General features: G+C 49.5%; 8 protein-coding genes. 4 read left to right on the forward strand and 4 right to left on the reverse strand.

Annotated elements, in window-relative coordinates; genetic code table 11:
- Positions 1–1,021, forward strand: a 1,021-nt coding sequence (locus tag Q0372_RS06045; RefSeq protein WP_298103807.1) for a hypothetical protein, incomplete at its 5' end; no start/stop codon positions are given.
- An 11-nt stretch (positions 1,022–1,032) separates the two neighbouring features.
- Positions 1,033–1,524, forward strand: coding sequence for a flavodoxin FldA (fldA, locus tag Q0372_RS06050; protein ID WP_177389208.1), 492 nt, complete (start codon positions 1,033–1,035; stop codon positions 1,522–1,524).
- Positions 1,525–1,714: 190 nt separating this feature from the next.
- On the opposite strand, the gene Q0372_RS06055 is transcribed toward fldA, so the two are convergent.
- Together Q0372_RS06055 and Q0372_RS06060 are read right to left on the reverse strand one after the other, a co-directional pair.
- Positions 1,715–1,840, reverse strand: a complete 126-nt coding sequence (locus tag Q0372_RS06055) for a hypothetical protein (RefSeq protein WP_297964848.1) — start codon at positions 1,838–1,840, stop codon at positions 1,715–1,717.
- A 520-nt stretch (positions 1,841–2,360) separates the two neighbouring features.
- Complete coding sequence (locus Q0372_RS06060) at positions 2,361–5,804, reverse strand: acyl-[ACP]--phospholipid O-acyltransferase (protein ID WP_298103810.1); 3,444 nt, start codon at positions 5,802–5,804, stop codon at positions 2,361–2,363.
- A 97-nt stretch (positions 5,805–5,901) separates the two neighbouring features.
- Here Q0372_RS06060 and Q0372_RS06065 point away from each other — a divergent pair, with 97 nt between their 5' ends.
- Positions 5,902–6,429, forward strand: coding sequence for a hypothetical protein (locus tag Q0372_RS06065; protein WP_298103813.1), 528 nt, complete (start codon positions 5,902–5,904; stop codon positions 6,427–6,429).
- Between the two features lie 366 nt (positions 6,430–6,795).
- Here Q0372_RS06065 and Q0372_RS06070 read toward each other — a convergent pair whose 3' ends face one another.
- Together Q0372_RS06070 and ciaB are read right to left on the reverse strand one after the other, a co-directional pair.
- Positions 6,796–7,485 (reverse strand): hypothetical protein, encoded by a 690-nt coding sequence (locus tag Q0372_RS06070; protein ID WP_298103816.1) that lies wholly within the window; start codon positions 7,483–7,485, stop codon positions 6,796–6,798.
- Positions 7,486–7,557: 72 nt separating this feature from the next.
- Complete coding sequence (gene ciaB / locus Q0372_RS06075; protein WP_298103819.1) at positions 7,558–9,372, reverse strand: invasion protein CiaB; 1,815 nt, start codon at positions 9,370–9,372, stop codon at positions 7,558–7,560.
- Positions 9,373–9,557: 185 nt separating this feature from the next.
- Between ciaB and Q0372_RS06080 the strand changes: the two genes are divergently transcribed.
- The gene (locus tag Q0372_RS06080; RefSeq protein ID WP_295153100.1) at positions 9,558–9,977 is read left to right on the forward strand and encodes an acyl-CoA thioesterase; all 420 of its coding nucleotides are present in this window, start codon (positions 9,558–9,560) and stop codon (positions 9,975–9,977) included.
- The last annotated feature ends 219 nt before the right edge of the window (positions 9,978–10,196 follow it).

Raw genomic sequence — 10,196 nt, forward strand, 5'->3', positions numbered from 1 at the left:
ATCGGACGCACTTAATCATAATGCCTCTAAGCCGTGCGCTGCAAAGAGCGCGCAAAAAGGCGGCGCAAATAGGAATTTGACAGCAAGGGCTTTTTATGACACTGGCTTCGCGCAAAAGAATTTTCTCTGCGCTAAGCGCTCGGATGAGAAATCAGCTTTATTACAAGATATTGTTGCATCAAAACGAGATATCGCGGCGCGCGAAAAACGCCAAAAAGCGGATCTGCGGCGGGATAATGAGCTTATTGATGATGAAATTTTAAATGCCGAAGTTTTTAATAAGCAATTCTTTAGCGGCGAGATTTTTGGCTTTGATGCGAACGGGCGCGAGATTGCGCCAGAGGCGCTGCAGGATTATGATGCGGCTTCGCGAGCGCAGGCGATGCTAGCTCTATATAATTTTAACGTTAATGCGAGCTATAGAATTTCGCCCAAGTATTTGCAGGGCGAGATGCAATTTCGAGCGGCATTTTTAAATTTTATCACTTCCGAGCTTGGGCGCGGAGCTCGTAAAATTTACCGTTTCAAGCCCGCCGTAAAATTTTGCGCAGCGGATAACGCGATAATCTTTTCCTATCTGCGCGGCATGCCGCTGCCCGTATTTGCCGCTAAGCCCGCTTATAAGCTAAGCCGTGCGATCGTGAGCTTGCGTAGCGGATTGCTGCTAAACGGAGACGATGCGTTTCGCAACTTAGTATTTTACAAAATCGCGCTTCGCAATGCAGGCGCACAGCTGCAGCTTGTGGGCAAATCGGGCGAGCTCATCGTAGTTCGCAAGAGCGGTTTTAGCCTAGGCGTGGTTACGAGCTTTAAAAAAATTTTACCTCAAAATCCAGCCATTTATGATAATGATATAAAAAAAGCGCTAGAGCTTTGCTGCGGAGCAAACCTCGACGCCGTGTATCTTGTCTATCCAAAAAATGAAAATTTTAACCGCCACGTCGAGATAAAAAGCGAATGCTTTAAGGGAAATTTCATTATGAAATTAGTACCATACAAGCTTACCGACAAAATTTATTAAAAGGATACCAAATGGTTGGAATTATTTTTGGAAGCTCGATGGGCAATACCGAGGACGCCGCGAAGTTGATCTCCGAAAAGCTAGGCATAGAAAACGAGCTAAAAAACGTCGCGGACATCGCGCCTGCAGATCTAAATAAATACACCGCGCTCATCATCGGCAGCTCCACGTGGAATGACGGCGAGCTGCAGGATGACTGGGCAGGCTTTGATTTCTCAGCCCTTGATGTCGCGGGCAAGACCGTCGCGATTTTTGGTATGGGCGATAGCTCAAGCTACAGCGACGCCTACTGCAATGCAATGCGTGAGCTATACGACAACTTCAAAAAAGCGGGTGCAAATATCGTAGGTGCAGTGCCTACCGACGGATATGAATTCGACGAGAGCAAGGCCGTAGTGGATGGTAAATTCGTAGGTCTCGCGCTAGACAACGACAATCAAAGCGACCTCACCGAGAGCCGCATCGAAGCGTGGGTAGCGCAGATCGCTCCATCTTTTAAATAGTCCTCCTTTAAATTTGCCGCGGAGCGTGCGCTTCGCGGCATTTTCATCCTTTTTAAAATCATTAAAGCTTAGACCTTTTTAAAATTTTGCTCTGCCGACTTCGGTTAAATTTAAACGGCTTTTAAATTTTAAAATTTTAATTTGCGAGAATGAAGTTTATCTTTTAAATTTGGCTGTGCGTTACTTTGCTCTAGCGTAAATACAGATTGACTTCGAGGCGCACGTAGTAGCGCACGAGTAGATAAAATTTAGCCGCCGCGACGGCGGAAGGACGAAGCTGGGAGTTTGCGTCGCGGTTTATAAACCTCGTCGGCATAATAATCGGCGAACGTTCGGGAAATAAAATTTGCAAATTTTATAAGCGGCGAAGCGGGAATCGATGTCGCTAAAATTTCTCTCCGCACATACGCCATTGAAATTTCTTTCCGCACGCACGCCGTAAAAATTCTCCCCGCAGCTGCTCTGCCGTGAAATTTCGCGCGCCGTTTAATGTAAAATTTTGTCTATCTGCGCAGCGAGTGGCTACCGTCTGTCCGTAAAATTTAGCATAAATTTGGCGCTGCAACCGCGAAAAATCGTGGGATCAGCAGCAGCTCACCTCTGCAAAATTTAGCATAAATTTAACGCCGCAATCGCGCGCGGCTCTCGTTCTCAAAAACGGCAGCATAATCCCGCGAGATCGCCCGCCGCTAGGAGCGAAAAACCGCAAAACTATGCGGCGCGACAAGGCATAAATTTAAAATTTAGAGGGCTTATCCTCTTTGTACTATCCCGCGCGAATAGCGCGAAGAGGCGTAAATTTAAAATTTAGAGCGTAAATTTTAAGGCTTTAAAATTTACAGCCCGAGCTCTATCGCCAGATCCTTTACCGCTTTGAGATTTACCTTGCCGCTGCCGAGCACCGGGATTTGCTCGACCTTTTTCACGACGCTTGGCTGCATTATCGGCGCTAGCGCGGAGTCCTTCAGACGGCGCGAAATTTCATCCTCGCTCGTCTCGCCCACGTAAAGCAGAGCGATCTTTTCGCCTTTTTTTTCGTCTTTTAGATTCACGCACGAATAGATCGCGATCTCGCCTAAAATTTCGCCCACGGCGCTTTCTACCGCGCCCAGACTAATCATCTCGCCGCCGATTTTAGCAAAGCGCGAAAGGCGGTCGGTGATAAATAAAAACCCGTCGTCGTCGATATAGCCGATGTCGCCGCTTTTGTAGTAGCGCACGTCGTTTATTTGCGCGATCGCTTCGGCGGTTTTTGCCGGCTCATCGTAGTACTCCTTCATAACCTGATGTCCGCCGATTAAGATAAGTCCCTCCTGCCCGTTTGATAGCGGTTGCAGCGAGGCGGGATCGGTGATTTTTATGACTGTGCCCGCAAGCGGCAAGCCGACGCTCTTTTCGCGGTTGAAGTAAAGCTCTTTGAAAAAATCGGGCTCGAGGACGTTCGGTGTATTTACGCTCACCACCGGCGCAGTCTCGGTCGTGCCGTAGCCCTCGTAAATTTCGATGCCGAATTTTATCTTAAATTCCTTGCGGACGTTTTCGTTTAGCTTCTCCGCGCCCGCGATCGCTAGGCGAATGCTTGCCAGCATAAGCGGATTGAGCCTTTTATTTTTGGTGTAGAGTCTAAAAAACGTCGACGTGCCGAACATTATCGTAGCGCCGTATTTTGCGCTCATCTTGCCGACGCTAAAGGCGTCCGTAGGATCGGGCACGTGGATGCTTAAAATTCCGTCGTTTAGCGGAAAGAGCGTCGTTACGGTAAGCCCGAAGCAGTGAAAGATCGGCAGCGACGCTAAAATCGCGTCGTGCTCGGTGGCGTTTATGAGCTCTGAAATTTGACGGACGTTCGCCATTATATTTTTGTGCGTTAAAACCACGCCTTTGGGCTTTCCCTCGCTGCCGCTGCTAAATAAAATGGTCGCTACGTCATCTATCGCGTGCGGCTTAAAATACAGCGCGCGAAATAAAATTTTAGGCATCAGCAGCGATTTTAGCGCGCAGGCTATGCGCTCGTTTTTAGAGACGCCCTCGCTTAGATCCTCAAGGTACAGGAGCCGATCGCCGATCGAACCCTCCAGCTCAAAACCCTTTGATTTGAGCTTTTCTACGAATTTGCGCGAGCTGATGATCGTGCGGATATTTGCTTTATCCGCGCAGTAGATTAAATTTTCTTCGCTTAGTGTGTAGTTTAAATTTACGCTCGTTTTGCCCATCGCAAAAAGCGTTAAATTTACGGCGCTTGCGATGACCGAGCTAGGCAAAATGATACCGACGTTTTCCTCGCTGCTTATGCAACTCTTTAGCCTTTTGCGAAGTATCAAAACGGCGCTCATCATCGCTAAATTTGTGAAGCTCACTCCCGTGCTATCGACTGCTATGCGCTTAAAAGGCGATCTTTTGGCTTGATTTAGCCAGTTGTAGGCAAGCGGCTTTAGGCTTGCGAGATATTTGCCCCAGCTGAAAAACGACAGCTCCGTTACCGCGCGCTTTACCTCGTGCGCCTTGGAATTTGCCTCAATCGGCGCGCCGAAGCTTACGCGAAGTGCGTTTTTACCGTTTTGCGAGATCGTTCTTTTATAATGCTCGCTGGCGCGCGAAAACGTCGATCCCCAAAGCCCTCTGATGTAAAAAGGCACGATCACGGAGTTCGTATCGTGCGCGGCTAGCTCAAATCCGCCTTGAAACTCGTCTATGCGGCCGTTGTAGCTGATGTGGCCCTCGGGGAAGAGCCCCACTACTTCACCAGCATTTAGCGCCTCGCGGATGCTTTCGATCGCGCTTTTGCTCACGCCCGCTCCGATCGGAATGACGCGGAAAATTTTAAAAAACCACTTCAAATACCACAGATCGTAGTAGCTACGATGCATCACAAAGCGCACCCCGCGCGGGCAGGCAAGCTGTACCACCGCCCAATCGATCCAGCTGATATGGTTTCCTAAAAGCAGCACTCCGCCTTTTTGCGGGATGTTTTCGATGCCGTCTACGTGGACTTGATAGCCAAATTTCATAAACGGAATGAGTAAAATTCTAACGAAAAGCTGCGGCAGATATTTTGCGCCGAAGATCCCGCAGATAAGTACGCACAGCGCCGCCATAACGAAAATTTCGCCGCTGGCGACCGCAAAATGCACCAAGATGATGGCGATGAGCAAAAACAGCACCATAAAGATATTTTGGATGAAATTTGAGCCTGCGAGCACCCGTCCCATGCGCTCATCGGCGGTGAAAAACTGAATGACGGCGTTGAGCGGCACGATGAAAATTCCGCCGCTAAATCCGAAGAAAAACGACGCCGTACCGAGCCAAAATACCGAGTGCGCGTTGGCTAGCACCATTAGCGCGAGCGCCAGACCGAATGCGCCGAACGGCACGATACCGAGCTCGATATGCTTTTTGCAGTAGCTGCCCGCAAAGATCGAGCCTAGCGCGATTCCGATCGCACTAAGAGCTAAGATCACCTGGATCACCATTACGTTATCGCTGCCGCTAAGAGCTTTGTAGTGAGCCGGGAAGGTCGCGATCACGAGCTGTGAGACTGCCCAAAACATCGAAAGTCCCAGCGTGCAGAGCAGGACGTTTTTGTCTTTTAGTACAAAATTTAAATTTTGTCTTAGATAGCGAAGCTTAAGATAGTCGTCTTTATTAAATTCCGCCTGTGGTTGCGCGGCGTCGAAGAATGGAATTTTATACGAGTAGTATGTTTCAAGCACGGAGCCCGCGACCAAAAGCACGCCGATGAACCAAACCGAGCTCATCAGCTCGCCCGCATCGCTGCTGCGGGCTGCAAATAGCTCGAAAATCACCGAAAAAACAAGCGATGAAAGCAGAATCGCGATGATGGTAAGAGCCTGCACGAGGCCGTTTGCAGCGCCTAAATTTTTCGCGCCGACGATCTTTTTAATCAGACCGTATTTGGCGGGCGAGTAGATCGCGCTTTGCGCCGCAAGCAGGATCGTCATAAAAAATGCGAAATAAAACCATCCGCACAGATATCCGAGCGTAATAAGCGCGGTAAGCGCGACGCCGAGTTTCGCGCATATTCGCGTAATGCGGGTGCGCGAGAATTTGTCGTTGAGATAGCCGCTGGCGCTAAAAAGAAATACGTAAGGCAGTAAAATCAGCAAATTTACAAGCGAGGTAAGGGCGATGAGAGCGCCCGAATCGGCGCTTTTGACAAGGACGTTTTGAATCGTGATCTTATGGCCCAGATCGACGCTTGCGTTGATAAACATAATCGCCAAAAACGGCAAAAATCCGTTGATTTTTAATAGAGATTTCACGGGCGCTCCTTTAAAAGCGCGATTTTATCTCACGGAAGTTAACGGACGCAAATTTAAGGCGGCTTCGCTACAATTACGCAAAAATTAAAGGAAAAATATGAAAGTACGTATCACCAATCGCGACGTGGATAACCTCAATAAATTTATGTTGCTTTATAGCAAAAAGGCGCGCAAACAGCGCCTAGTCAGCACCTACGCCATACCGTTTGAGTTTTTGCTTATGGGCATTATCATCGACGGGCTTTTAAAAACGGCGCCGATTGCGAGCGTGGCGTCGGTTATTTTGGGTGCGGCGTGGCTTATTTTTTATCCGAAATTTTATTGCCGCATGCTAAGAAAACATCTGGCTGCCGCTAAGCTCGCGCAAGACTCGAGTACGGAGATGAGCTTCGTCGCGGACGGCGAGACGATCTCGTTTTCAAAAGGCGAGCCGCGTGCAAGCGAGAAATTTGCCGCGCGCTCGCTAAATCGAATCGCCGCGGGTGGAGAGAATTTTTTCTTGGCGTTTGATCGCGGCTTTCATATCGTGCTTCCCAAAAACGCCGAGACGGACGCCGCGGTGCAGCATCTCGCGGATCTGCGAGGGCTGCAGATCGAATCCGTGGATATGGACGTTGAAATTTAACTCAGGCGTAGCCTGCACCGCTAGCGTCGTCGGGGGATGGGTGGGGTTTTGGGGGCGGGAAGGAGAGCGACTTCGCAATTCAAGCCCCCTGCCCGCCCCAAGAGGAACATATCGCGGGCTAAAATTTAAACGGAATTTCATTTTGTAATAAATTTAAAATTTCTCTATGTAGAATTTGCCTCTAGAATTTGGGGTGTGGCAGCGTTTTCTCTTAAGGGGGAAGGGGCGCTACTTGCGAGGCGCTCCCCTTTCCCCTTAAAATCCCCTAACCCCTGGCACGCTCAAAGGGCGAGCTACGCTCGCGCTAATTTTAAGCTGCAGTTGGCGGCGTAAAATTTTGGCTAAAATTCTGCGTTCAGCTCGTCGTTACGCCTCGTGCATCTCCTCTGCTAGGCGCTTTTTATAGGTACGCTTGAAATGAAACGCCCAAATTAGCGGAAATATTATCTCCAGTCCTTTCCAAAATACAAACCCGCTATACTCTCCAGGAATGGTAAAAAAACCTATCCAAACCGCATAGTAAGCAGCCACGTAGCTTATCACGAAGATAATGCTCCAAATTAGTACTTCAGAGCCGGTCGTAACAATCCAGATCGCAATCAAATAGATTAAAACGCTTACTAGCGCGGTCGGAAAAAACCAATTAAGAACGCCTAATTTTTGATGGTCTATATCCGCGCTAAGATATCCCGCCACGCATGCGATGATGCACAGAGTGCATAAGATAGCGCGCAGCACGGCTAAATAGCGCAGCTCACGGGGTTGTATCGCGCCTTCGTAGTCGCTGTTTTCGCAGCTACTACTTTGGCTGTTTTTGCTGCCACGCCCCGCCACATAGACAAGATGTGCGCCCAGCGCTATGAAACACGCGCATGCTGCAAGGTCCCAAAATATGAAGTTACCGAAGATTGTCCCGCCCGAGCCATCATCGCCCGTAGGTCCTATTAAATAAGGCCACGAAATTTTCACTATGCAAAACGTCGCCGCAAGCAAAATCGGGTGCAGCGCGAGCCTGCCGCTCCTTAAATCAGAGAGTAAATTTTTAAAATATCCCATGCTTTCCCCTTAAAATTCCGCGGAATTTTACTCGCTTTCCATTATTTTAAGGCGCAGTTCAGAGCTGAAATTTTAAAGCCACTTTGCTCGTTCATTGCTAGGATCCGTTTCGTTGCCGATCGCTTCGTAGCGCGAGTAGTAAAACTCCACAAACTCCCGCACCTGCGCCTCGCGCGGCAGATACACGCCTCCGCTAAGCTCCGCAAAGCGCGATAAAAATTCCGCCGCGTCCTTTTTGTCGCAATAAAGCCGCGCCAGCTCCTCGTAGTTTTGCAGGCACGCGGCTTTGAAGCTCTCATAGCCTGCGCGGTCAAATTTAACCGCCAGCCGCATGCCGTCGAATTTCAAAACGCCCGATGCAAAAAGCAGGCTCAGATGTATCAGAGCCTCGCAGTAGTAGGGCTTGAGCTCCTCCACCCGCTGCCACGCGATGAGCCCCACGGCGCGGCGGATCAGCTCATCCAGCACCGGCAGGCAAAACTCCGCCTCCTCGTGGAAAAAGAAGTTCACGAGCCCGCCCGTAGTCGCCTTGTACTCCTCGATGAGCTTAAAAAGCCCCGAGCGGTTCATGCGCGCCTCGGTGTCCGCGTCGATGAAAAATATATGCCCGAACTCATGCCCGATCGTCGATATTTCGTAGACGCGGCGCCAAATTTGCGGCTTTTTAAATAAAATTTCGCGCCCGAAATTTAGATAATCGAGGTCGAAAATTTCGCTGCTTAGCCGCATAAAAGGTCTAGCCTTGGCGCTTTCATAGACGAAATTTACGAAGGCGAAAATTTTCTTGCCGCAGTTGGTGCTTACGAACTCGTCGTTGGGCACGACCTGCGCCGAAAAGAGTCCGTTCAGATCGGCTCCGTAGTAGATCAGCGGCGCGCAGACGTAAAGCTGGGTTTTGGCGATATTTGAGAGCACGAGCGAGTGCATGACGGCGTTGTTCGCGCCGATTTTTTCATACGCGCGCTCAAAGCTCTCGCTTACGCGCGCTTTAAATTCCTCCGCGCTAAACTCATACGCGCCTGCAAGCCTGACATCCCATTCCAGCGCGACTGCGTGCGTGTAGGCGTCCTCGTAGTACTCAAGCGGATGCCCGATCTGAAGCGGCGTTTTTATATCCATCCACGCGATCTCCGCATCCCGCCACGCGCCGATCACGGCACTAGCGTCCTTTTCGCAAAAGGCCTGTTTGAGCTTGCCTAGATATGCGACGTAAGCTAGCTCGCTCTCATCCTCTGCAAGCGTCACCAGACGCTCCAAAAGATCGCTAAATTCGCTCTGTAGCTTCGCCGTCTCATCCGCAAATGCCACGGCGTAGGGCACCATTTGGGATTTGCCCTCGCGCTGTACTATCGCGCCGTAGCAGCGCTCGCAGATCTCGCCGTGAGGCGTGCGCATAAACAGCTCCTCTTGCAGTAAAAATTCCTTCGCCTGCGCAAGCGAGTTAAATTCCTTTTCCCAGCGTTTGTTCGTGCCTTCGATAATTAGGGTTTGCCAGCTTTTTTGCATATCGCTTAGCACGAGCCCGATGCGGTGGATGCCTTTTAAAAGCTCCAGATAAAAGGGCTGCAAAATCCCCTGCGCGCCAGCCTCGGCTATGAGCGCTTCGTGCATGCCCTCATGTATTTCTCGCGTGAAATCATACATTTTGCTCTTTAGCTCGCGCTGGCGCGCCTCATCGTAGCCCAAGCGGCGAAATTCTTGCAGCAGCGGATCCTCTTTGAGATCGACTATGCGTCGCAGCACGGCGATGCGCGCAGTATCGCTAGACTCAAAGCCGCAGATTTCCAATCCGTGCGTGATCAGCTCGGCGTGCGGCTCGTCGTAGAGGGCGTTTAGTCGCGCTTTGGCGGCTGCTGCCATCTCGCTAAGTTTTACAAAATCGTTCATCGCGTATCCTTTTTGCCGTTTTTATCGTCTTTTTGCGAGCAGAATGTGTCTGCTTCGAGAGCTAAATTCTATCCTCGCATCCGCTTAAAATTTTAAAATTTCGGCATAGATTTTTGCCGATTGTATCGAAAAAGTGTTAAATTTGCGCGGTTAAAATGCGAGATTTTTAAATTTAAGGAGTAAAAATGAGCGATTTAAACTTAGACGATTTCGGCGAGCCGCGCATCAAGGTCGTAGCGCTGCCTAAGGATACGAATAGCTCGGGCAATATTTTCGGCGGCTGGATACTAGCGCAGATCGATTTAGCGGGCGCGACGGCGGCGCGCGAGATAGCGCCCGAGCGGGTCGTGACGATCTCGATGCAGGAGGTAACTTTCAAGCAGCCCGTATTTATCGGCGATGTCATCAGCTGCTACGCAAAAGTCCTAAGTGTGGGAAATACCTCTATTCGCGTGCAGATCGAGGTCGCAGCGTTGCGGCTAGGTGAGGATGGATTTCGCGAGTGCTTGCACGTAACCAGCGCGATCGCAACCTACGTAAGCGTGACCAAATCAGGCCAAAAAAAGCCGATCAGCGCGGAGATCAAGCGGCTGCATGGATTTTAAAATTTTTCAGATTTTAGTTTTAGCTCAAGGAATTTTAGCGTCAAGCTTATAACGCGAAAATTCTTATGTGGGATAAGCTTAGTACACAGAATTTACTGCGTAAATTTTTACAATTTTAAGCGCGGAATTTTGCTGTGCAGTATTTTGGCGGAAAATCTCGCAGATAGAATTTTAGAATTTTAGAATTTTAGAATTTTAGAATTTTAGAATTTTAGAATT

It is taken from the genome of uncultured Campylobacter sp. (assembly GCF_937997405.1).
Lineage (GTDB): Bacteria > Campylobacterota > Campylobacteria > Campylobacterales > Campylobacteraceae > Campylobacter_B.